General features: G+C 38.9%; 12 protein-coding genes. All 12 read left to right on the top strand.

Annotated features, from left to right (window positions below):
* The first annotated feature begins 1 nt into the window (after position 1).
* The 12 genes from IX38_RS17815 (at position 2) to IX38_RS17760 (ending at position 24,693) form a co-directional block, all read left to right on the top strand.
* Positions 2 to 1,720: a glycoside hydrolase family 43 protein gene (locus IX38_RS17815; RefSeq protein WP_034707217.1), complete on the top strand. Its 1,719-nt coding sequence runs from the start codon at positions 2 to 4 to the stop codon at positions 1,718 to 1,720.
* Between the two features lie 168 nt (positions 1,721 to 1,888).
* Positions 1,889 to 3,508, top strand: a complete 1,620-nt coding sequence (locus IX38_RS17810) for a glycoside hydrolase family 43 protein (protein WP_034707216.1) — start codon at positions 1,889 to 1,891, stop codon at positions 3,506 to 3,508.
* A 95-nt stretch (positions 3,509 to 3,603) separates the two neighbouring features.
* The gene (locus tag IX38_RS17805) at positions 3,604 to 5,532 is read left to right on the top strand and encodes an alpha/beta hydrolase (RefSeq protein ID WP_034707214.1); all 1,929 of its coding nucleotides are present in this window, start codon (positions 3,604 to 3,606) and stop codon (positions 5,530 to 5,532) included.
* Between the two features lie 53 nt (positions 5,533 to 5,585).
* Positions 5,586 to 8,051 (top strand): glycoside hydrolase family 31 protein, encoded by a 2,466-nt coding sequence (locus IX38_RS17800; protein ID WP_084680324.1) that lies wholly within the window; start codon positions 5,586 to 5,588, stop codon positions 8,049 to 8,051.
* 56 nt (positions 8,052 to 8,107) lie between these two features.
* A complete protein-coding gene (locus tag IX38_RS17795; RefSeq protein WP_034707213.1) occupies positions 8,108 to 9,499 on the top strand; it encodes a glycoside hydrolase family 43 protein in 1,392 nt (463 codons plus the stop codon).
* A gap of 159 nt (positions 9,500 to 9,658) precedes the next feature.
* The gene (locus IX38_RS17790; protein WP_034707212.1) at positions 9,659 to 11,668 is read left to right on the top strand and encodes an NPCBM/NEW2 domain-containing protein; all 2,010 of its coding nucleotides are present in this window, start codon (positions 9,659 to 9,661) and stop codon (positions 11,666 to 11,668) included.
* Positions 11,669 to 11,689: 21 nt separating this feature from the next.
* Entirely contained in the window at positions 11,690 to 14,272 is a 2,583-nt protein-coding gene (locus IX38_RS17785) for a glycoside hydrolase family 31 protein (RefSeq protein WP_034707211.1), read from the top strand.
* An 18-nt stretch (positions 14,273 to 14,290) separates the two neighbouring features.
* Positions 14,291 to 15,697, top strand: a complete 1,407-nt coding sequence (locus tag IX38_RS17780; protein ID WP_034707210.1) for a glycoside hydrolase family 43 protein — start codon at positions 14,291 to 14,293, stop codon at positions 15,695 to 15,697.
* A 24-nt stretch (positions 15,698 to 15,721) separates the two neighbouring features.
* The gene (locus IX38_RS17775) at positions 15,722 to 17,089 is read left to right on the top strand and encodes a glycoside hydrolase family 43 protein (protein ID WP_034707209.1); all 1,368 of its coding nucleotides are present in this window, start codon (positions 15,722 to 15,724) and stop codon (positions 17,087 to 17,089) included.
* 6 nt (positions 17,090 to 17,095) lie between these two features.
* Positions 17,096 to 19,039 (top strand): glycoside hydrolase family 97 protein, encoded by a 1,944-nt coding sequence (locus IX38_RS17770; protein WP_034707208.1) that lies wholly within the window; start codon positions 17,096 to 17,098, stop codon positions 19,037 to 19,039.
* A 237-nt stretch (positions 19,040 to 19,276) separates the two neighbouring features.
* On the top strand, positions 19,277 to 21,805 hold the full coding sequence (locus IX38_RS17765; RefSeq protein ID WP_034707207.1) for a glycosyl hydrolase 115 family protein: 2,529 nt from the start codon (positions 19,277 to 19,279) through the stop codon (positions 21,803 to 21,805).
* A 146-nt stretch (positions 21,806 to 21,951) separates the two neighbouring features.
* Positions 21,952 to 24,693 carry a T9SS type A sorting domain-containing protein gene (locus IX38_RS17760; protein ID WP_034707206.1) on the top strand — a complete coding sequence of 914 codons (2,742 nt, stop codon included), beginning with the start codon at positions 21,952 to 21,954 and terminating at the stop codon, positions 24,691 to 24,693.
* The last annotated feature ends 58 nt before the right edge of the window (positions 24,694 to 24,751 follow it).

The following is a 24,751-nucleotide window of genomic DNA, read 5'->3' as shown; positions in this document are numbered from 1 at the left end:
AATGAGACAGAGAATAATGCATTCGATTTTTTTAAGAAATAAACTCACTTTGGTGACAGCAGTTTCTTTACTTTCTTTAAGTAACGTTTCAGCACAGACATTCTCAGACTTTTCCTACCGCGGAAATGATAAAATATACACAAACAATCCTCTGAAAGAGAATGAATTCTATTCTCCGATTCTACAAGGATGTTATCCGGATCCGAGCATTACCAGAAAAGGAGACGATTATTATCTTGTAAATTCTTCATTTTCAATGTTTCCGGGTGTTCCGATTTTCACGTCTAAAGATTTGGTTAACTGGAAACAGGTGGGGCACGTTCTGGACAGACCTTCTCAGCTTAAAGTACAAAAGGGCGGTGTTTCTCAGGGAATTTATGCACCGGATATCAAATACAACAAATTCAACGACACTTTTTATATGATCACCACGCAGATTGCTGGTGGAATCGGGAATATGGTCGTGAAAACCAAAGACCCTGCAAAAGGCTGGAGCGAAGTTCAGAAACTGAATTTTGACGGCATTGACCCTTCAATTTTCTTTGATGATGATGGTAAAGCCTATATCGTTCACAACGATGCACCGCCAAAAGGAACTGAGCAATACAACGGTCACCGTGTCATCAAAATGTGGGATTATGACTTGGAAAAAGATCAGGTTGTAGCAGGTTCAGATAAAATTATTGTAAACGGTGGTGTCGATCTTTCTCAAAAACCAATCTGGATAGAAGGTCCGCACTTATATAAAAAGAACGGAAAATATTTTCTGATGTGTGCAGAAGGCGGAACTGGTGGTAATCACAGCGAAGTTATTTTTATGTCAGATTCTCCGAAAGGTCCATTTATTCCTGCACAAAATAATCCTATTTTGACACAAAGATATTTCCCGAAAGACAGAAAAGATAAAGTGGATTGGGCAGGTCACGCCGATTTGGTGGAAACTCCCGATGGAAAACATTTCGGAGTATTTTTAGCGATTCGTCCCAATGAAAAAGGACGTGTGAATCACGGAAGAGAAACTTTCATTCTTCCCGTAGACTGGAGTGGAAAGTATCCTGTTTTTGAAAACGGTTTAGTTCCGATGAAGCCAAAATTAAAATTACCGGAAGGCGTAAAAAATCAGACCGGACAAAACGGATTTTTCCCGAACGGAAACTTCACGTATAACGATAAACTGACTGATAAAAATCTTGATTTCCGATGGATTGCAATGCGTGGACCTCGCGAAAATTTCATCACGGCTACGAAAAATGGCGTAAAAGTGAATCCAATGGAAACGAATATCAAAGCTTTGGCTCCGGTTTCGGCATTATTCCACAGATTACAGCACGAAGATTTTGAAACTTCGGTAACACTTGATTTCAAACCAAAATCTGACAAAGAATTATCCGGAATTACTTGTTACCAAAGTGAAAGATTCAATTACGTTTTCGGAGTTACCAAAAAAGACAAAGACTATTATATCGTTCTGGAAAGGACTGAAAAAGGAAGTTCAAAACTTATTGCAAGCGAAAAGATTTCACTTTCAAAAACTATTAAATTACAGGTTGTTGGTGAAAAAGATGAACATCAATTTAATTATTCTTTGGATGGCAAAAACTTCAAGAATCTTGGCGGTCCGGTTTCCGGAGACATCCTTTCTACCGATGTTGCAGGCGGATTTACAGGAAGTTTGATTGGTTTATACAGTACATCGTCTAACGATATTGTGCCTAATTAAAGAAATTATTATCAATAGGAATGGGCTTTAGCCCATTCATTAAAAAGAAAACCAAATTGGCTTTAGCCAAAACCTAATATACAAATGCAGGTTTTGACAGGTGTGAGCTTATTGAAGTATCTTTTAAAATTAGATTAAAGAATAAATCACCAACAAAATACCAAAGTTTTGAAAATTAATAACCCTTTTTATATAGTTTCTTTATACGGATTTATCGGGCTGAATTTCCTTTCAGCTCAGGTAAATCCTGCTCAGAAACAGCAGACGACAGCATTCACCAATCCTGTCATTTGGGCAGATGCACCGGATTTGTCAATCACCAGAAACGGCGATGATTTTTATCTCATAAGCACTACAATGCATCTGATGCCGGGAGCTCCGGTGATGCATTCCAAAGATCTCGTACATTGGGAAATGTCAAGCTATGTTTTCAATACATTGAATGATAATTCCAAATATGATTTGCTTGACGGAACGGTTTATGGTCGTGGACAATGGGCTTCTTCCATCCGTTATCAAAAAGGGAAATATTACGTTTTATTTTCTCCGAATGATGAGCCTTTCAAATCTTATTTCTATGTAACGGATAATCCCGAAAAAGGAAACTGGAAACTGATTACCAGAACCAGACATTTTCACGATGCTTCGTTGCTTTTTGATGATGATGACAGAGTTTATGTCTTCACTTCCAACAAAGTTTTTGAATTAAGTTCTGATTTTAAAGACGTGATCGGGAATCCTGAAGGAACTGTAGTTTTTGAAAAAGATTCTTCGGAAACCGGACTTCTGGAAGGCAATCAGATTATTAAAAAAGACGGAAAATATTATATGATGATGATTTCCTGGCCAAGAGGTGGAAAACGCCGTCAGGAAGTTTACAGAGCCGATAAAGTAACCGGACCTTACGAAAAGAAAATCATTTTGGAAGACAATTTCCTCGGATTTTCTTATGCTGGGCAAGGTGCTTTGATTGATGATAAAAAAGGCAACTGGTATTCACTAATTTTTCAAGATAGAGGTGGAGTTGGAAGAGTTCCGATTCTTATTCCTGTAAAATGGGAAAATGACTGGCCGGTTTTGGGAGACAACGGAAAAATTCCTTTGAATAGTGAAGTTCCGCTTCCGCCATTTAAACCGAAAAATAATATCGTAGAAAGCGATGAGTTTTCAGATAAAAAATTGAAAATCCAATGGCAATGGAATCATAATCCAGTGAATGAAGCCTGGTCTTTATCCGAGAAAAAAGGCTTTCTGAGATTAAAAACTAGCCGTGTTGTAGACAATATTTATGCCTCGCCAAATACTTTAACGCAAAGAATGGAAGGTCCAAAATCAAGTGCTATTGTTGCGTTAGATTTGAAGGGAATGAAAGACGGTGATATTGCAGGATTCAGTGCATTTAATGGTGATTCAGGATTATTATCGGTTATAAAAGAAGGCAATCAGAAATTTTTGACTTTTTCTACCAATGAAGTCAGTTTAGATAATAAAACAAAAGCCATTTTGGGGGTTAAAAAGGAAGAGAAAAAGCGTATTGCTTTAACTTCGGATAAAATTTATCTTCGTATTGAAGCTGATTTTAACCTTGGAAAAGACCTGGCAGATTTCTCTTACAGCACCGACCAGAAAAACTGGACGGTTATGGAAAAAGGGTATAAAATGATTTTCGATTACAGAAGGTTGTTTATGGGATCAAAATTTGCGATTTTCAATTTTGCAACGAAAAGTACAGGAGGTTTTGTGGATGTTGATTTTTTCCGGATAACGGATTCTTCAATCATAAAATAAAACTTTTAGATTAATAATAAAAAAGAAAAAATAGTTCCGTTGGATATTATTTTTTTGTCTAAATTAATAAGTGTAAAAAATACAAATAAAAATTTATGAATAAATCAGTTGTATTTGCTTTAGGTTTTGTTTTGTCAGGAATGTTTATTTCTGCACAAACTTTTGATAAACAGGCTCCGCAAGGTTTTGACATCGAAAAGAAAGAAATTCCTCACGGGAAAATTGATACCATACAATATGAATCAAAAACGGTAGGAACTCAGAGAAAAGCTTTGATTTACACACCGTCAGACTTCAAAAAAGGAAATAAATATCCGGTTTTGTACCTGCTTCACGGTATTGGCGGGGACGAAAAAGAATGGTTCAAAAACGGAACGCCCCAGATTATTCTGGACAATCTCTATGCACAGGGAAAACTGACTCCGATGATTGTGGTTTTGCCCAATGGCAGAGCGATGAAAGATGACAGAGCGACGGGAAATATTATGGCAAAAGATAAAGTGGAAGCTTTCGCAAACTTTGAAAAAGATTTGCTGAACGACCTGATTCCATTTATCGAAAAAAAATATCCTGTTAAAAAAGACCGGGAAAACCGTGCAATTGCCGGACTGTCAATGGGTGGCGGACAAACCCTGAATTTCGGATTGGGAAATATCGACAAATTCGCTTGGGTTGGTGGTTTTTCTTCCGCTCCCAATACCAAAGAACCTCAACAGTTACTTCCGAATCCTGCCAAAGCAAAAGAATTAAAACTGCTTTGGATTTCGTGTGGAGACCAAGACGGATTGATGCCGTTCAGTAAAAGAACGAGCGATTATCTTGCAGAAAATAAGATTCCGCACATCTTTTACATAGAACCGGGCGGTCACGATTTCAAAGTCTGGAAAAACGATTTGTATATCTTTTCACAGTTAATTTTTAAACCTGTCGACAAAACCAAATTTTCTGAATTTACGGTTTTTGGAAGTCCAGCGGAATCAAACATAAGAAACGCCCAGTTTCCACAGATTTTACCTAATGGAAAGGCAATTTTCAGAGTAAAAGCGCCGGATGCACAGAAAGTTCAGATAGATTTAGGAAAAAAATACGACCTCAAAAAAGAAACGGACGACGTTTGGACGGCTACCACAGATTCTTTGAGCGAAGGCTTTCATTATTATTCTTTACTGATTGATAATGTAGCGGTTGCAGACCCATCCAGCAAATCGTTTTACGGAATGGGAAGATACGCCAGCGGAATTGAAGTTCCTTTTGCGGGAGACGATTATTATGCCCTGAAAGACGTTCCGCACGGCGATATTCGTATTCAGAATATGTATTCAAAAATTACAAATTCGTGGAGAAGAGTGTTTATTTATACTCCGCCGGGATACGACAAAAATGTGAATGAAAGTTATCCTGTTCTCTACATTCTTCACGGTGGTGGCGAAGATGAAAGCGGATGGGCAATGCAGGGGAAAACCAATCTGATTCTGGATAATCTGATTGCGGAAGGAAAAGCAAAACCGATGATTGTGGTGATGCCGGATGCGAATATCGGACCTGCCGGATTTGGAAATTTTGGTATCAGAAACCTTCAGATGTTTGAAAAAGAACTGAAAGAATCTGTAATTCCATTTACTGAATCTGGTTTCAGAGTTAAAAAAGATGCTTCTAACAGAGCTTTGGCAGGACTTTCAATGGGTGGGATTTATACATTATACACAGGAATTCAGAACTCGGAAATGTTTTCTTCCTTGGGCGTTTTCAGTTCAGGTTGGATGCTTCCTATGTTGCAGAATGTAGCCGATGATGAGTATAAATTTCTTGCCGAAAATAAGGCAAAATTCAATTCAAATATTAAAAATTTCTGGATTGCAATGGGCGGAAAAGGTGATATCGCTTATAAAAATGGTCAGATGATGAATAAAAAATTGGATGAGATCGGGATTAAATATTCCTATTCCGAATATCCAGGCGGTCACACCTGGCCGGTTTGGAGAAACAATTTGTATCAGTTTGCGCAATTGCTTTTTAAAAATTAAAATTTATTCTTCAGTTTTTAAACTGTTAAAATTTAATTCCATAATCACAAAATATGAATTTCAAAAAAATAAACATAAAAGCTTTAATTATCACCATTGTGGTACTATCAGGAATAGAGCAGAACGCTAATGCACAGTCGTACAAAAAAACGGATTCAGGCTTGAACTTTTCTACAGCTGATATGAATGTGGAAGTGAAATTTTACGGACCACACACAGTAAGAATTATCAAATATCCTTCGGGAAAATCATTTGTAAAAAACAGCCTGTCCGTTATCAAACAGGAACAAAAAACAAAATTCTCGGTTACAGAAAATAATGATATTTTATCAATAAAAACCAATGAGTTACAAATATCCGTTAATACGAAAAACGGAGAAATAGCCTATAAAACAACATCAGGAAAAGAACTTCTGAAGGAAAATGGAAGTGATTTCAAACCTTTCAATGATGCCGGAAATCCAACTTATTCTGTAACCCAATCTTTTCAGTTAGAAAAAGACGAACCAATTTACGGTTTGGGAATTTTACAAAACGGAAAATTATCCCAACGGAATCAGGACATCAGAATGGTTCAGAACAATACCTGGGATTTTGTGCCTTTCTTCCAGTCTGTAAAAGGTTATGGCATTTTTTGGGACAATTATTCCCCGACTCAGTTTACCGATACTGCTCAGAAAACATCTTTCGCTTCCGAAGTTGGAGAAGGTGTGGATTATTATTTTATGTACGGCGGAAACGCTGACGGCGTGGTTGCTTCAATGCGTGACCTTACCGGAAATGTCCCAATGTTCCCGTTATGGACGTATGGTTTCTGGCAAAGTAAAGAACGTTATAAAAGTCAGAATGAAATTGTAGATGTCGTAAAAAAATACCGTAATCTGAAAGTTCCTTTGGACGGAATCATTCAGGATTGGCAATATTGGGGAAACAATTACCAATGGAATGCGATGGATTTTATCAGTCCGGATTTTCCTGATGCTAAAAAAATGATTAACGACATCCACGGAATGAATGCGCATTTGTCTGTTTCCATCTGGTCGTCATTTGGACCGATGACGAATCAATATCGTGAAATGGACAAGAAAGGAATGCTTTTCAATTTTGGAACGTGGCCGGAATCGGGTAGGGAAGTTTGGCCTCCCGATATGAATTATCCTTCCGGAGTGCGTGTTTACGATGCCTATAATCCCGAAGCTAGGGATATTTATTGGAAATATCTGAACAAAGGCGTTTTTAGCCTTGGCGTAGACACTTGGTGGATGGATTCTACAGAACCTGACCATCTTAGCCAGAAACCTGAAGATTTAGATACCAAAACGTATTTAGGTTCTTTTAGAAAAGTAAGAAATGCTTATCCCTTAATGGCTGTTGGTGGCGTTTATGACCATCAGCGGGCAACGACTAGTGATAAAAGAGTTTTTATTTTAACAAGGTCTGCATTTGCGGGCCAACAACGATATGGCGCAAATACTTGGTCGGGCGATGTCAATTCTTCCTGGGAATCCTTACGCAATCAGGTTCCGGCTGGTTTAAATTTTAGCCTTACAGGAAATCCCAATTTCAATTCGGACATCGGTGGATTCTTTGCCGGAAGTTACAAAAAAGGCTGGAGCGAGAGTTCAGGTTCAAAAAATCCAATGTTTCAGGAATTGTATGTCCGTTGGTTACAATACGGAACTTTCACACCGATGATGCGTTCGCACGGAGCTGATGTTCCTAGAGAGATTTACCAGTTCGGGAAAAAAGGAGAGCCGGTTTACGATGCTGTGGAGAAATTCATCAGATTAAGATACAGTATGTTACCTTATATTTATTCTGTTTCCAGGGACGTTTCCAAGAATCAATTAAGTTTTATGAGAGCGTTGGCAATGGATTTTGCAGAAGATAAAAAAGTCTGGGATATCAATAACGAATATATGTTTGGGAAATCTTTCCTGGTCGCTCCCGTACTGAATGCCCAATACACCCCTGAAAAAATAGTGAAAACCAACGAACAAACCGGTTGGGATAAAAAAGAGGAAATTCAAAAAGGACCTTCTGCTACGGATGTAGATTTTACACAAAATAAAACCGTCAAAGTATATCTTCCGTCCGGTTCTGTATGGTATGACTACTGGACCAATGCAAAGCATAACGGCGGACAGGAAATCGATAAAACAGTCAATATCCAAAGCATTCCATTGTATGTAAAAGGTGGAAGCATTATTCCTTTCGGTCCCGATGTTCAGTATGCGACAGAGAAAAAATGGGATAATCTTACTATTAAAGTTTATCCGGGTTCAGATGCAGATTTTGTTCTATACGAAGATGAATTCGACAATTACAACTACGAAAAAGGTGACTACACCGAAATTCCAATGCACTGGAACGATAAAGCAAATACTTTAACTATTGACACTCGTAAAGGAAAATATAACGGAATGATTGAGAACAGAAACTTTACCATTATTCTTCCGGATGGTCAGCAGAAAATGGTGGCTTATTCAGGGAAAAATGTTAAAGTGATTTTTAAATAGGATAGTCAAATTCTTGAAATATCAGGACGGAAGAATTACATTCAAAAAAAATAATTATGATTAAGAAAACAGTTTTAAAATATACTTTAAATATCGGGTTGATGATTACAGGATTTTCGCTGTCTGCCCAGAATCCCATCATTCAGACCAAATTTACAGCTGACCCTGCACCAATGGTCTACAAAGACACCGTTTTTCTGTACACGAGTCACGACGAAGATGATGCATTCGGATTTAAAATGAAAGACTGGCTGTTGTACACTTCAACCGATATGGTCAACTGGACAGATCACGGTGTTGTGGCTTCTTTAAAGGATTTTAAATGGACCGACCCGGAAAACGGAGCGTGGGCGCCTCAAGTCATCGAAAGAAACGGTAAGTTTTATATGTACTGCCCGATGCCCGGACAAAGAGGAATCGGTGTTTTGGTGGCGGATAGTCCGTATGGTCCTTTTAAAGATCCTATTGGAAAACCGTTGGTGAAAAATTCAAGTGATGATATAGATCCTACTATTCTCATTGACGACGACGGAGAGGCTTATTTGTACTGGGGAAATCCCAATTTATGGTACGTAAAGCTGAATAAAGATATGATTTCCGTAGATGGAGCTGTTGTGAAAGACCCGTCGATTGCCAAAGTCAAAGGTTCGCCGGATCCATTCCATTATCAGGAAGGACCTTGGGCGTGGAAACGCAACGGAAATTATTATATGGCGTATGCCTCAACGTGCTGTCCCGAAGGAATCGGTTACGCAATGGGCAAGTCGGCAACCGGTCCGTGGGAATACAAAGGAATGATTATGGACAGCGACAAACGCTCCAACGGAAATCATCCCGGAATCATTGATTATAAAGGAAAATCTTATGTCTTTGGTTTCAATTACAATCTGGGAAAACAAACAATTAGCAAACATTATGAGCGCCGTTCCATTTGTGTAAGCGAGTTGATTTACAATGCCGACGGTACGATTCAAAAATTACCTTTCTGGAATCCAGAAGGCGTAAAAAGAATTGCTACTTTGAATCCATATGATAAAGTTGAAGCAGAAACCATTGCTTTTAGTGAAGGTTTAAAAACAGAAAAAATGACCGAGTGGGAAAGAAATAATCCTTACGACACGGGCAAAAAAATTACCGATCGTCTTGTGGTTTCATCGATTAACAATGGCGATTACCTCAAAATTCAGGGTGTTGATTTTTCAAAAGGAACCAAATTTCTGGAAGTTTCAGTCGCTTCAATGAATGGCGGAAGTATAGAAATCCATACCGATGCTGTTGACGGACCGATATTAGGGACTGTTCTGGTAACAGGCAAAGCTGAAGGCGATGTCTTTAAAACCATTAAAACTAACGTAAAAAACATAAAAGGCGTCCACGATGTATATTTTGTATTTAAAGGAAGCAAAGACCTGTTCTACTTTGACTGGTGGAAATTTAGTTCAAATTAAAGAATTACATAGACACTTCGACTTCGCTCAGTGTGACATCTCCAATACTAGCCGTGAGTTTTAACGGTGTCAGTCTGAGCGGAGTCGAAGACCTAGGCGAAGTTATGGACAATTCTATATTTTTTTAAATACAATGAATCATCTTAATCAATTTCAAAAATGTACAGATTTAAACTCTTTATTCTAAGTTTTTTCATAACCGGATGTTGCCTGAATGCCCAGAATATAGTTTGGCTTGATGAACTTGACCTCAGCGTTTCCACCCAAGGTCACGGCAAACCGGGCATCAATACTTCCGTAGCCGGAAAACCATTGACTATTGCCGGAGAAGTTTTCAAAAGAGGTTTCGGAACCCACGCCGAAAGTTCTCTGTTAATTAAGTTAGACGGAAAAGCAAAGAAATTTACGGCTTTGGTCGGACTTGATGATGAGGTTAAGGGGCAGGATCCTGCAGTAGCTTTTGAAATTTATGGAGATAATAAAAAAATATGGTCCAGTGATATAATGCATCTTGGCGACAAGGCAAAACCTGTATCAGTTTCATTAGAAGGTATATATCAGTTAGAACTCTTGGTGACCGACGGCGGAAACGGTCCTTATTACGATCACGCCAATTGGGTGAATGCAAAATTTGAAACCACAGGAAGCAATACCTTAAAAACGTTCAATCCAATTTCATCAGAAGAATATATTTTAACACCAAAGGCTCCTGTAATGCCACGAATCAATTCGGCAACAGTTTTTGGCGTTCGTCCTGGCTCTCCGTTTCTGTTCAGGATTCCTGCAACCGGAGAAAGACCAATGACATTCTCTGTAAAAGGTCTTCCGAAAGGATTAAAAATAGATTCAAAAACAGGAATCATCACTGGGAAACTGGATAAAAATGGAATTTACGAAGTAGAATTAATCGCTCAGAATGCAAAAGGAAAAACATCAAAAAAATTAAAAATTAATTGTGGAGACCGGATTGCCCTCACGCCAACGATGGGCTGGAACAGTTGGAATTGTTTCGGGCTCGAAGTCTCTGCCGATAAAGTAAAACGTGCCACCGATGCTTTGGTTAAAAGTGGTTTGGCGGATCACGGATGGAGCTACATCAACATCGATGATTCCTGGCAGTACAACCGAGATTCCAAAGACCATCCCAAAATGCGTGATGAAAAAGGATTTATCATTCCCAACTCAAAATTCCCCGATATGAAAGGTCTTGCCGATTATGTTCACGCTAACGGATTAAAAATGGGGATTTATTCATCGCCTGGTCCGTGGACTTGCGGTGGATGTGTCGGAAGCTACGGCTACGAAAAACAGGATGCCGAAAGCTACACCAAATGGGGCATTGATTACTTGAAATACGACTGGTGCAGTTATGGCGGAGTGATAGACGGTCTGCCGGAAAATGACCCTTTCAAAGTTCCTTCCTTGGCTTTTCAGGGAGGAGGCGACCCGGAAAAAGGAGTAAAACCTTTCAAAGTAATGGGCGATTTGCTTCGTCAGCAACCGAGAGATATTGTCTATAACCTCTGTCAGTACGGGATGGGAGATGTCTGGAAATGGGGTGATAAAGTAAATGCACAGTCTTGGAGGACTACCAATGATATTACTGATACCTGGGCAAGCGTCAAAAGCATTGCATTGGCTCAGGACAAAGCCACTCCGTTCGCAAAACCAGGCAATTGGAATGATGCAGATATGCTTGTCGTAGGCGAAGTAGGTTGGGGAAATCCTCATAAAAGCCGTCTGAAACCGGATGAGCAATATCTCCACATCAGCCTTTGGAGCATATTTTCAGCGCCTTTGCTCATTGGTTGTGACCTTGAAAAGCTGGATGATTTTACCTTAAACCTTTTAACGAATGATGAGGTGATAGCTGTGAATCAGGATGCTTTGGGAAAACAGGGCGTTTGCCTTCAGACGATTGGCGAACTTAAAATCTATATCAAAGAATTGGAAGACGGAAGCAAAGCGGTTGCATTTGCTAATTTCGGAAGGGAAAAAGTGAATATGAGTTACAAAGATTTTTCAAAACTTGGAATATCAGGAAAACAAATCATCCGTGATTTATGGAGACAGAAAGATATTGCGAAATTAAATACAACTAACGAAAGCCTGCCACTGGATATTCCGGCACACGGTGTGGCTTATTATAAATTTAACGGAATTAAATAATCACATTCTAAAGTATTTTATATGAACTGGAAAACGATCATCTACCTTTTTATTCTGTTTCCTTTAATGGTGAACGGACAAGCCTATATCAATCATACCGTCAATAAAGATGGTGTAATGGTGAAACTGTCGGAAGGTTTTTTGAAAATAAATCCGGTACATAAAAATGCGGTTAGAATACAGTGGATAAAAGATTTGCCTGCAGAAGAGCGTGAGTTTGTTTTAGTCAACAGACAGGAGATTCCGAAATTCAAATGTTCGGAGAATAAAGATTTTTTAAAGCTTAAATCCGGGAACGTTACTGTTTTGCTCGATAAAAAAAATTCCAGGCTCACTTTTCTTGATAAAAAAGGAAAAGTTCTGCTGGCTGAAGCAATAAATAGTCGAAAATTAATTAATAACACTGTTTCTTCCGAGCCTTGCTACATCGCAGAACAAGGCTTTGAAACAACATCTGATGAATATCTTTTCGGTCTGGGACAGTTCCAGGATGGTCATTATAATTTAAAAAATATCAGCAGAAAACTGATTCAGGTCAATAGCCAGATTGCTTTGCCTTTTCTTTATTCTTCCAAAGGATACGGTATTTTGTGGCATCAGTACGGCTTATCGTGGTTCAATCCGGCGGACAATAATATATTGCTTGAAAAGGATTCATCTTCCAAAGGAGAAGAAAAAGAAGTGACCACGACTAATGGAACCGTGAAGGTTTCACAACAGCAGGCTTCTTACAAAGGCAAATTATCTTTAGACAAAGATTCCGAATATACTTTTATGCTCGATTTGGGCGATATGGATAACCGGCATTTATTGATAATCGATGGAAAACCGGTCATTGACCAGTCCAATCTATGGCTACCTCCAGCTGTAAGCACAAAAATTAGTTTGAAAGCTGGTGAACATCAAATCCAAGTCGTTTGTAAAGCCTCCAACACGCCAACTTTGAAATGGAGCGAAACGGGCAATCTCACAACTTTCCGCTCTCCAAACAGCAAAGCTCTCGATTATGTTTTTTTTGCAGGCAATGATACCGATGAAGTGATAGAAGCCTATCGTGAAATTTCAGGTGAAGTTCCGATGCTTCCGAAATGGGCCTTTGGATATTGGCAATGCCGGGAACGATACACTTCGGCATCGCATCTTGTTGAAACGGTGAAAGAATTCAGAAAAAGAAAATTGCCGATGGACGTGATCGTTCAGGATTGGCAGTATTGGGGAAAATATGGATGGGGCGTTCCGAAATTTGATGAACAGAATTACCCCAATCCGGAACAGTTCATTAAAGAATTACATCAGTTAAATTCAAAATTCTCCGTATCCGTTTGGGAAAATTTAGATAAAAAATCAGTTGTAGCAAAAGATTATGAAGGGCTTTACATTCCGGACAGTCCTTGGATTGATATCTATAATCCGAAAACCCAAAACATTCATTGGAATGCTTTAAATGATAACCTTTTTAAATTCGGGGTTGATTCCTGGTGGATGGATGCCACAGAACCGGAAAATGATGCATTGGCGGGGAAAAAAACGTATTTCGGAGCCGGAGAATTTTACAGATTGACCTATCCTCTTTTCGTAAGTCAGGCAGTTTATGAAGGTCAAAGGAAAACAAATCCTGATAAAAGAGTAGTGATATTAACGCGGTCTGCATTCCCTGGTCAGCAACGTTACGGAACCATCAATTGGTCGGGAGATATTGGCTGGGATTGGGACACTTATAAAAGACAAATTGTAGCCGGACTCAATTATTCTTTGACCGGAATGCCGTATTGGACAACCGATATCGGTGGCTTTTTCCGTCCGGGTTCTTCTCAATATACAGACCCAAAATATCACGATATTCTGATGCGTTGGTTTCAATGGGGTGTATTCTGCCCGATTTTCAGGACGCACGGCTATCAGTCCGAAACAGAACCTTGGAAATATGGTGATAAAGTGGAAGGAGAAATGCGTGAATTAATCAATCTTCGGTATCAGTTATTGCCTTACATATATTCTCAATCTTGGGAAGTTTCTCACAGCAATTCTACTATAATGCGTCCGATGGTGATGGATTTCAAAGATGATTCGGAGGCTGTGAAGCAAGCGTATCAGTATATGTTTGGGAAGTCTATATTGGTTTCTCCTGTGACAATGCCGGAAGCGAAAGAGTGGAAGGTATATCTTCCGAAAGAAACTTCGTGGTACGACTTCTGGACGGATAAAAGCTATGACGGCGGACAAAATATAACCGCTGATGCTTCAAAAAACAAAATCCCTTTGTTCATCAAATCAGGATCTATCATCCCTTCCGGGCCGATAATGCAATATTCTTCTGAAAAATCAAATGAAACAATGACGATTAAAGTTTATGCCGGACAAAACGGTTTTTTTGAGCTTTATGAAGATGAAGGCGATAACTACAATTACGAAAAAGGAAATTACAGCATAATTCCATTTACCTGGAACGAAAAAACCAAAGTTTTAAAGGTTGGCTCACGTCAGGGAACTTTTGAAGGAATGACAGAAAAAAGAACTTTCAATATTAGCGTAATCGGATTGAATGGTAAAACAATAAACAGGACGATTCTTTATGATGGTCGTGGTGTAAAGTCAGAATTTTAATCAAAATAAAATCTAACTATGAAAAAAATAAAAATAATAATTAGTCTGGCTTTATATGGTTTCAGTACTGCCGTTTCAGCACAAAACCCGGTGATCCAGACTCATTTTTCGCCCGACCCTGCACCAATGGTTTATAAAGATAAAATGTACGTTTACACAGGAGATGACATTCCGGGATTTGATTTTTATTATATGACGAAATGGAGGGTGCATTCATCCGAAGATATGGTGAACTGGACAGATCACGGTGTTCCTATTTCCCTAGAGTCTTTCAGCTGGGCTCGTGACCGCGCCTGGGCATCACAATGTATACAGCGAAACGGCAAATTTTACTGGTACATCTGTGCCCAAACCGTTAATAACGATATGGCCATCGGAGTTGCGGTTTCGGATAGTCCGACAGGACCATTTAAAGATGCGCTCGGAAAACCGTTGATTACAACGGGAAGCTGGGACAATATCGATCCGACGACTTTTATAGATGATGACGGGCAAGCCTATCTCTATTGGGGTAATGGCCATCTTTTTTATGTGAAACTTAATAAAGATATGGTTTCGTATGAAGGAAAAATCGTTGAAATTCCGCAGTCGGTGGAATCATTTGGAGGACTCAGACGTCCGGGAAAAAGTGATGAGGTTTTACAAAAGCAAGAGAAATTTGAAGATGTTTTTGTGGAAGGTCCTTGGTTTTATAAACGAAATAAACAATATTATATGATGTACGCAGGAATGACGGGACGTACAGAATGCCTGTCTTATGCAACCAGTGAATCCCCGACAGGTCCGTGGAAATATCAGGGAAAAATAATGACAGACCAGCCAACCAACAGCTTCACCAACCACGGCGGAATCATTGATTTCAGAGGGAAATCCTATCTGTTCTATCACACCGGATTATTGCCGGGTGCAGGAAGTTACGGAAGGTCAACTGCGATTGAAGAATTCAAATATAATTCTGATGGTAGCATTCCGAAAATCACAATGACCAAAGAAGGCATTAACCCTGTGGCAACCGTAAATCCCTACAAAAGAAACGAAGCAGAAATGATGGCTTGGTCTGAGAAATGCAAAACCACCGAAAATAAGAAAACCGGAGTTTACATAACTGAAACCCGAACAGGAGGATTTATTAAAGTCCGTTCCGTAGATTTCGGAAATCAGGGTGCTTTTGCGTTTTCAGCATCAATAGCTTCCGGGCTTGACGGCGGAATTCTGGAAGTCCGTTTGGACAGTGTTACAGGAACAAAATTAGCACAAATTGAAGTACCCAGAACAGGAGGCTGGGACATCTGGAAAACATTGACTGCAAAGATTTCAGAATCCGTTTCCGGCGTTCACGATGTGTATTTTGTTTTTCAGGGAAAAAATATCACAGCGGGTCGCGAGCTTTTTAATTTCGATTATTGGAGCTTTCAGAAGAAATAATGTTGAATGTTAATTAATTTTAAAATGAAAATCAATACCATAAAATCTATATTGAGTACTCTGTTTCTGGGAGTTGTCGCAAATTTGTCTGCACAGAATCCCATCATTCAGACTGCATTTACAGCCGATCCGGCTCCAATGGTTTTCAATGACCGTTTGTATGTGTACACGAGTCACGACGAGGACGATTCTACGTGGTTTACAATGAACGACTGGAAACTGTTTTCCACCAATGATATGGTCAACTGGACAGATCACGGTATTGTTTTATCGTATAAAGATTTTGATTGGGCAAAACGTGATGCCTGGGCATCGCAATGTATCGAAAGAAACGGCAAATTCTTTATGTATGTCCCGATGATTTCTAAAACCAATAACAAAGGAGCGATTGGAGTTGCGGTTGCCGACAGTCCGTTTGGTCCGTTTCACGACCCGTTGGGAAAACCGCTTGTTCAGAGCGAATGGGGAGATATCGACCCGACGGTTTTTATAGACGATGACGGTCAGGCACATCTGTATTGGGGAAATCCAAAACTTAAATATATAAAGCTGAACGAGGATATGATTTCCTATTCCGGCGATATTGTTGAAGTTCCGATGACCGAAGAATCTTTCGGAAAGAGGGAAGGAAATCCTGAAAGACCAACCAAATACGAAGAAGGACCGTGGTTGTACAAACGAAAAAATCTCTACTATCTTTTTTGGCCGGGCGGTGCATTACCCGAATTTATCGGCTATTCCACCAGCAAAAATGCGCAAGGTCCGTGGAAATATGGCGGAATTATAATGCTTGCGGAAGGAAAATCTTTTACCAATCATCCCGGCGTTATCGATTTCAGAGGGAAAACTTATTTCTTCTATCACAACGGCGCATTGCCAGGCGGAAGTGGATTTACAAGGTCGGTAAGTGTAGAAGAACTTAACTTCAACAAAGACGGTTCCATTTCGCCATTCAAAATGACGACTGGAATTACCAAAGCAATTGGTTCTATAAATCCATTCACGATGAATCAGGCTGAAATGATTGCCTGGTCGGAAAATGTAAAATCTTATCAAAACAAAGTCGCAGGAGTTTTCATTAAAGCAAAGAAAAATGGAGCTTACACAAGCGTAAAAAATGTTGATTTTGGAAAAGATGGTGCACAGTCATTTTCTGCAAGAGTTGGAACTACTCATAACAGCGGTGTAACAATGGACGTTCGTTTAGACAGTTTAGAAGGACCGATTGTCGGAACAATAAAAGTCCCTATGACAGGCGGAGATGACCGATATGAAACCGTTAAAATTAATGTGTCCAACAAAATTACAGGCATTCATAATCTATATTTCTTGTTCAATGGTAAAGCGGAAAAAGATATTATGTTCTTTGATTATTGGACGTTTTCAAAATAAATTAGAATGAAAAAATTTACACTCATATTTCTATCATTAATAAGCTTTTGTTTTTTATCAGAACTTAAAGCACAGGTTGCAGAAGTCTCCAGTCCGGATGGAAAACTGAAACTGAATGTATTTTCAGAAGAAGGAAAAGCATTGTATTCCGTGACTTTTCAGGGGAAAATGATGCTCGAAAAATCTCCGTTGGGTTTAATCACCAATGAATCTGATTTTTCTAAGAGTTTAAAATTCATCAACAGCAAAAAAGATCTCGTTTCTAAAAAATACAGCAACGAGAAAATCAAAAAATCTGAAGTTGAGTACAAAGCTAATACTCTAATTGTCAATTTTACCAATGCAGACCAGTTCAATATTGGTATTGAATTTCAGGTAAGTGATAACAATATTGCTTTTCGATACGAAATTCTGCCAATGAAAGACCGCTTAAGTGTTGTGGTACAATCGGAAATTACTGGATATAGATTTCCATCACAAACCACAACTTTTCTATCACCGATGATGAAGCCGATGACCGGTTTTGCACGCACCGCACCGAGTTACGAAAGTGGATACAAAGCCGATGCGGAATTAGGGACAAAAGCTGATTATGGTTACGTTTTTCCCGGACTTTTTCATATAGGAAACTACGGTTGGATTTTACTTTCGGAAACGGGAGTCAGCAGTTTGTATTGTGCTTCTCATCTTAACACTACTTCAGAAAAAAATCTATACCAAGTTTCCTATCCGAATATGGCTGAAAACAATGGTTTCGGAAGTACAGGTGCAAGTCTTTCTCTTCCGGGAAAAACACCGTGGAGAACCATTACGGTTGGAGATTCTCTAAAACCGATTGTGGAAACTACCATTCCTTTTGATGTGGTGGAACCACTTTACGAACCTTCGCAAAAATATCAGTTTGGCAAATCTACTTGGAGCTGGATTCTATGGCAGGATAACAGTATGAACTATGATGACCAGACAAAATTTATTGATTTGGCGTCAAAACTCGGTTATGAATACATTTTGATTGATGCACTTTGGGATAAAAATATCGGAAAAGACAGGATGAAAGAACTCATCCAATACGCAAAATCCAAAAATGTGGGTGTAATGCTTTGGTACAATTCCAACGGAGCTGCCAACGATGCACCAATGGGACCTCGAAACAAAATGAGCAGTTCCGTAGAGCGAAAAAAAGAAATGAAATGGCTGAAGGAAATCGGTGTAAAAGGTTTGAAAGTCGATTTTTTCGGAGGAGACAAACAGGAAACAATGCGACTGTACGAAGATATTTTGTCAGATGCTAATGATTTTGGATTAACCATTATCTTCCACGGTGCTACTTTGCCGAGAGGTTGGGAAGTGATGTATCCGAACTATGCAGGAAGCGAAGCTGTTCTTGCCTCAGAAATGCTTTACTTTTCGGAAGATGTCCGCAAGCAGGAAGCATTTTTTGCCACTTTACATCCGTTCATCCGAAATACAGTCGGAAGTATGGAGTTTGGCGGGACTTTTCTCAATAAATTTTTAACCAAATCAAACAAAGACAAAAACAGAAGATTAACTACCGACGGATTTCAGTTGGCGACAGCCGTTCTGTTTCAAAATCCGGTTCAGATGTTTGGGGTAATGCCCAATAACCTGACCGATGCTCTAAAATTTCAATTGGATTTTATGAAAGAAGTTCCCACACTTTGGGACGAAACGGTTTTCATCGACGGCTATCCCGGGAAATATTCGGTCATTGCGAGAAGACATAAGGATAAATGGTATGTCGTAGGTGTGAATGCGGAAAAAATTGCTAAAAAACTTAAACTTAATCTTCCGATGCTGGCAGGCAAAAATGTTGAACTTATCAATGATGATAAAGCCGGAAACACTTTTACAAAACAGGTTTCCATCAATAAAAAAGGAACATACGATATTGAAATCCAGCCGAACGGAGGATTTGTGTTGAAGAATTAATGCAGGAATAATTTGGGCAGCTTTATCCGCCCTCCGTTCCCGCTTTTTTGTTCCGCTTTGCTCCACAAAAAGAGCTCCACTCAAATCGAGGAACGAGATTCGCCGATTCCTTTAAAAAAATAAAAATAGAGAGGCACTTCGGGCTGCGTTCGATTCGCCCCCGATAAATGTTAAACTAAACCTTATAGGTTTTTAAAACCTATAAGGTTTCAATCCAATCAAAATAAAATATAGATTATGAACAGATTACCAATACTATTTCTCGTTGTATTATTGTTTGGTGCTTGTTGTAATGTACAGGCAACAGAACCATTTATCACAACAAAAAAAAGCGATGATGCCATTCTTCTGAAAGAAAAATCAGTCAGGATTTCATTATTTACAAACAATAATATTGATGCCGGAATATTAAGAGCTGTAAAAAACCTGCAGTCCGATTTCCAGAAAGTCACAGGTGAGCAACCAACTATTTTGAATCAGGTTTCAGGAATGAATTCTCCTTTAATCATCATCGGAACGGTCGGAACAAAATCGGTGATTGATGATTTAATCAAACAAAAAAAGATCGATGGAAAATCTTTAACCGGAAAACGTGAAAAATACATCATCCAGAATATCAGCAATCCTTTTCCCGGAGTTTCGGAAGCGATTGTGATTGCGGGAAGCGACAAAAGAGGAACTATTTATGGAATTTACGAAGTTTCTCAGCAGATTGGCGTTTCACCGTGGCATTATTGGGCAGATGTTCCGGTAGTAAAGAAAGAAAATTTATATTTCAAAAAAGGAAGTTATACCGATGGTGAACCAGCTGTAGAATACCGCGGAATTTTCCTGAATGATGAAGAACCTTCGCTCAGCGGTTGGGCAAGAGCTACTTTTGGCGGCATCAATTCTAAATTTTATGAAAAAGTTTTTGAACTGCTTCTTCGCTCTAAGGCGAATTATCTTTGGCCCGCAATGTGGGGAAAAGCGTTTTACGATGATGATGCTTTGAGTGGACCATTAGCTAACGAAATAGGAATCATAATGGGAACTTCACATCACGAACCGATGGCTCAGGCACAGACCGATTGGCACCGATACATCAAAAGAAATAATCTTCCGAACATTTGGGATTACTCAAAAAATGCCAAAGTGTTGCAGGAATTCTGGAAAGCCGGACTCGTGAGAAGCAAAAACTGGGAAAAACTCGTGACTGTCGGGATGCGTGGCGACGGCGATGAGGCGATGGGAGAGGGAACCAATATTTCCTTGCTAGAGAATATAGTAAAAGACCAACGAAAAATCATCCAGAATGTTACAGGTAAAAATCCAAGCAAAACACCACAGGTTTGGGCTTTGTACAAAGAAGTTCAGGATTATTATGATAAGGGAATGAGAGTTCCGGATGATGTGATTTTGCTGTTTTGTGATGATAACTGGGGCAATGTGAGAAAACTTCCGGACCCTTCAAAACCTTTACACAAGGGAGGTTACGGAATGTATTATCACTTCGATTATGTAGGCGGACCGAGGAATTCTAAGTGGATTAACATCAATCCAATTCAACGTGTTTGGGAACAGATGAATCTTTCCTATGAACACGGTGTAGATAAAGTTTGGGTCGTGAATGTTGGTGATTTGAAACCAATGGAATTTCCAATCAGTTTTTTCTTAGAAATGGCTTGGAATCCGAAACAATTTAATTCTAAAAATCTTTTGGAATACACCGAAAAATGGTCTGCTCAACAGTTTGGCGAAAAGCATTCAAAGGAAATTGCCAGAATGATTAATCTTTATGCCAAATATAACCGAAGAGTAACTCCGGAAACGTTGGACAGCAAAACATTCAGCCTTGAAAATTATAGTGAATTTGAAACGGTTCTTGATGATTATAGAGCATTGGCAGTAGATGCGTTACGTTTGAAAGACCAGATTCCGGCAGAATATCAGGATGCTTATTATCAGTTGGTTCTTTATCCGATTGATGCGTGCAGCAATTTGTACGAAATGTATTATGCTGTTGCCAAAAATAAAGAATTGGCTGCCAAAAATGACCTTAAAGCTAATTTCTATGCAGATAAAGTGAAAGAATGTTTTGAAAGAAATGCTTATCTCGACAATAAATATAACAATGAAATTGCAGGCGGAAAATGGACGCATATGATGGATCAGATGAAGATAGGATACAAGGCCTGGTTCGATGGAAAAGTAAATATAATGCCTGAAGTCACATATGTTTCTGAAGCAAATGTTCCGAAAGAGAAAGTTTTCCAGGAGAAAAATGGTTATGTTTCTATCGAAGCGGAAAATTTTGCAAGAATGAATAATTCAAACAGAATTCATTGGGAAGTCATTCCTGATTTCGGGAAAACAAAATCCGGCATCACGACTTTTCCGCAAAATGTCTATCCAAAACCTGACGAAAATATTTACTTGGAATACGACATTAATTTTGAATCCAAAGGCGAATTTGAGGTACAACTTTTATTAGCTCCAACTTTAAACTATAATCATAATAAAGGATTGCGCTACGAGATTTCTTTTGATGGCGGAACATCGCAAACTGTAAACTTCAATGGTCATTACAAAGGGGAATTGGGACAATGGCAGTCGGAACACATCATTAAATCAATTACAAAACACCAAATTTCGCAACCGGGGAAACATACGCTTCGTTTCAGAGTTTTAGAACCCGGAATTGTCTTAGAAAAGATTTTAATCAACACAGGAGGCCTTAAACCAAGTTATTTGGGAGCGCCTGAAAGTGATTATTCAGGAAAATAAATAAAGATGGTCATTGTTGAAAATTAATGATTGAATGGTTTAATGAAGCAGACAAATTTTCAAAGGAAAGCCTTTAGAATATTAATTATAACCCTTAAATCTATTCATTAGACCTATTTTATATCACAATTAAACAACTTATTACTATGAAAAAAATCTTCAAGTTTATACTTGTAATGATTACAGGTATTGCAATGTCAGTACAGCTGAATGCACAAAACGTGCAGGCAAAAGTAAAAATCGATAAGAATATTTCTTATCAGAAAATAACAGGTTTTGGCGGTTTTGTCTGCAGTCCGCAATTCGGATACAACCATATGACTACCACAGAGATTCAGAAACTTTGGGGCGCAGGCAGTGAAGGTGGATATAATATTATGCGTCTCTATATTCCCGAGCAAAGCAGCAATTGGAGTGCGGCTCTTGCGACGGCTCAGCTGGCGAAATCTATGGGACTTACCATATTCGCCAGTCCGTGGACGATGCCGGCAGAATGGAAAACCAATAACCACGTAAACGCAGTATATACTGATGCAAACGGCGTACAGCAGATCGGCTATCTCAAGCCGGAAAAATATCAGGATTATGCTCTTTATCTCAATAGTTTTGTCACCTATCTGCAAAACAACGGTGTTGCTCTTGATTACATATCCATACAGAACGAGCCTGATGAAATGGCACAGTATCAGGGATGTATCTGGACACCGACGCAAATTGCAACTTTTGTTAAAAACTACGGTCAGCTTATCAACTGCAAGGTAATTGCGCCGGAAAGTGTTGGTTTTACGGATAATTTTGCTAATGCATTCTTAGATCCTGCGGTAATGGCGAATTTTGAGGTGTACGGAGGGCATCAGTACGGCTCGATGCAGTCGGCTTACAAGCAGTTTCAGAATTATAACAAAGAAATATGGCAGACAGAATATCTGATCAACTGGAATTCTTCAAGCAGCCAGACTCCGAGAGATTTTTTATGGAATACCGATGGCTTCACGTTCGCAAAAAGTGTCAATAATGCATTGCTTGGAAATGTAAATGCGTGGATTCATTACACCTCAAAAAGATATTACGGTCTGATGGGAGACGGTACATACGGAACAGTTGCCGGAGACATGACCAAAAGAGGATATATTTTATCACAATATGCTAAAAATACCACGGGTAAAACCAGGATTGACGCAAAATGGGAAACCTCAAGCGGAACTTTAGAAGGTTCTTCCTATATTTCGCTGGACGGCAATCAGATTACCCTTGTTGTTATCAATTCTTCTTCCAACACCTATGATCTTAAAGTTGATCTGCCATTCTTTACAACCTCAGGAGTAAAGACAACCACTTCACAATCTGTGAATATGGCTTCATCACCTTTTTCTTTCAGTACGGCGAGTTTTCGTCCGACAGTTCAGGTGAGCCCATCCAGTGTAATGACTTTTGTTTTTAATAAAAGTGGCGACAGACCGGTATCATTAATGACAGGCGGAGATGTTCATTATAATAAAATTGAAACTCAGATCCCGACCAATTCAGCGTTTGGTATTAATTATCAGCTTAGCGGAAAAACGGTTACATTCTACAATTCTACCCCGTTGATAAGCCCAAACACAGATGCCAACAGCGGATATTTGAATCTGGATGACCGTTATAACAAATTAATTTTTAATGTATTAAGCTATACAACAAGCAACTTGCCGACTTCATCAAATACAACATTGTATTATGTTGATAACAGCGGAACTGTAAGATCTTATAATTATGGCAGTGTAGCATTTCCTGCACCAGGATCCGGAAGTTTTAATCTTGTGTTTGATATTTCTAGATCAGTTCTTCCTTATGGCTGCAAAGGAATCATCGGGCTTAGAAGCGGAAATTACAGCTCAATTCTTACCCTGACTTTAGGTGATGTCTATTTCAATGTAGGTAATGAAAGAGCTTCAAAATTTGCGTCAGCATATTCACTTTCAGACAGTAACCTTACTGATGCCTTAGAAAATGAATATTATACATCTGTTGATTTCAAAAATGTTACAGGAAACACATCGGCAGATACTTGGAACAATGCTTCTGCCAACCGTAACAGTATTTTTTATGTTAACGGAAGTGTCAGCAATAATAATGTAAATGTAGTTTCAGGCAATTCTTGTCAGAACCTTACGCTTTCAGATTTAGGTAAAGATTTTCAGGTTCCGTTCGGCTTTACAGCAAATTCTGCCACGTATACAAGAACTTTTAATGGGTACGGGATTGTTCTTTTACCTTTTCAGTCAGCCATTCCTTCTGGAGTTACGGCATACATGATGCAGCCGGGCTCCGGAAATGTAGTTTGTACACCAATTTCCAACGGAGTAATTCCTGCCAATATTCCTGTATTGATTAATGCTACAGGAAGCAAAACATTCACAGGATCAGGAGCTGTATCTACACCAAAAGCAATTACTGTTAATCAGATAAACGGAGTTTATCAGTCTATAAAAGTGGCTGCAGGAGGATATGTCCTGAAAACAGAAAGCGGAGTTACAGGATTTTATAAAGTAACAGCGGGCAACGAGCCTGTAATCAGTTCATTTCAGGGATATCTTACCGAAGATAATACTTACACAAATAATTTTCTTTCTTTGAGCTTTGGTACGCTTGGAGTTGAGAATTTAATAACAGCAAAAGACGATATTGCCCTATATCCAAATCCTGCCAAAACCGAAATTTTTATTGATTGGAAATCGGCTGATTCAACTTATTCTATCATTGATGCAAAAGGAAGTACAGTTTCCTACAAAGCAAAACTGACCAACGGCAAAAACAAAATTGATGTTTCAAAACTTCCTTCCGGAGTATATTTTATTGAAATATCAGGTTCAGGGAAAAACATCACAAGCAAATTTATAAAGCAATAACCTTTAATCATATTTTTTTCAAATTAATTTTTTTACAAGGTCATCGGTTTATTTCGAT

This window comes from Chryseobacterium luteum (assembly GCF_000737785.1).
Lineage (GTDB): Bacteria > Bacteroidota > Bacteroidia > Flavobacteriales > Weeksellaceae > Chryseobacterium > Chryseobacterium luteum.
The sequence above is the reverse complement of the archived record's forward strand: the minus strand, read 5'-3'. Positions and strand labels throughout refer to the sequence as shown.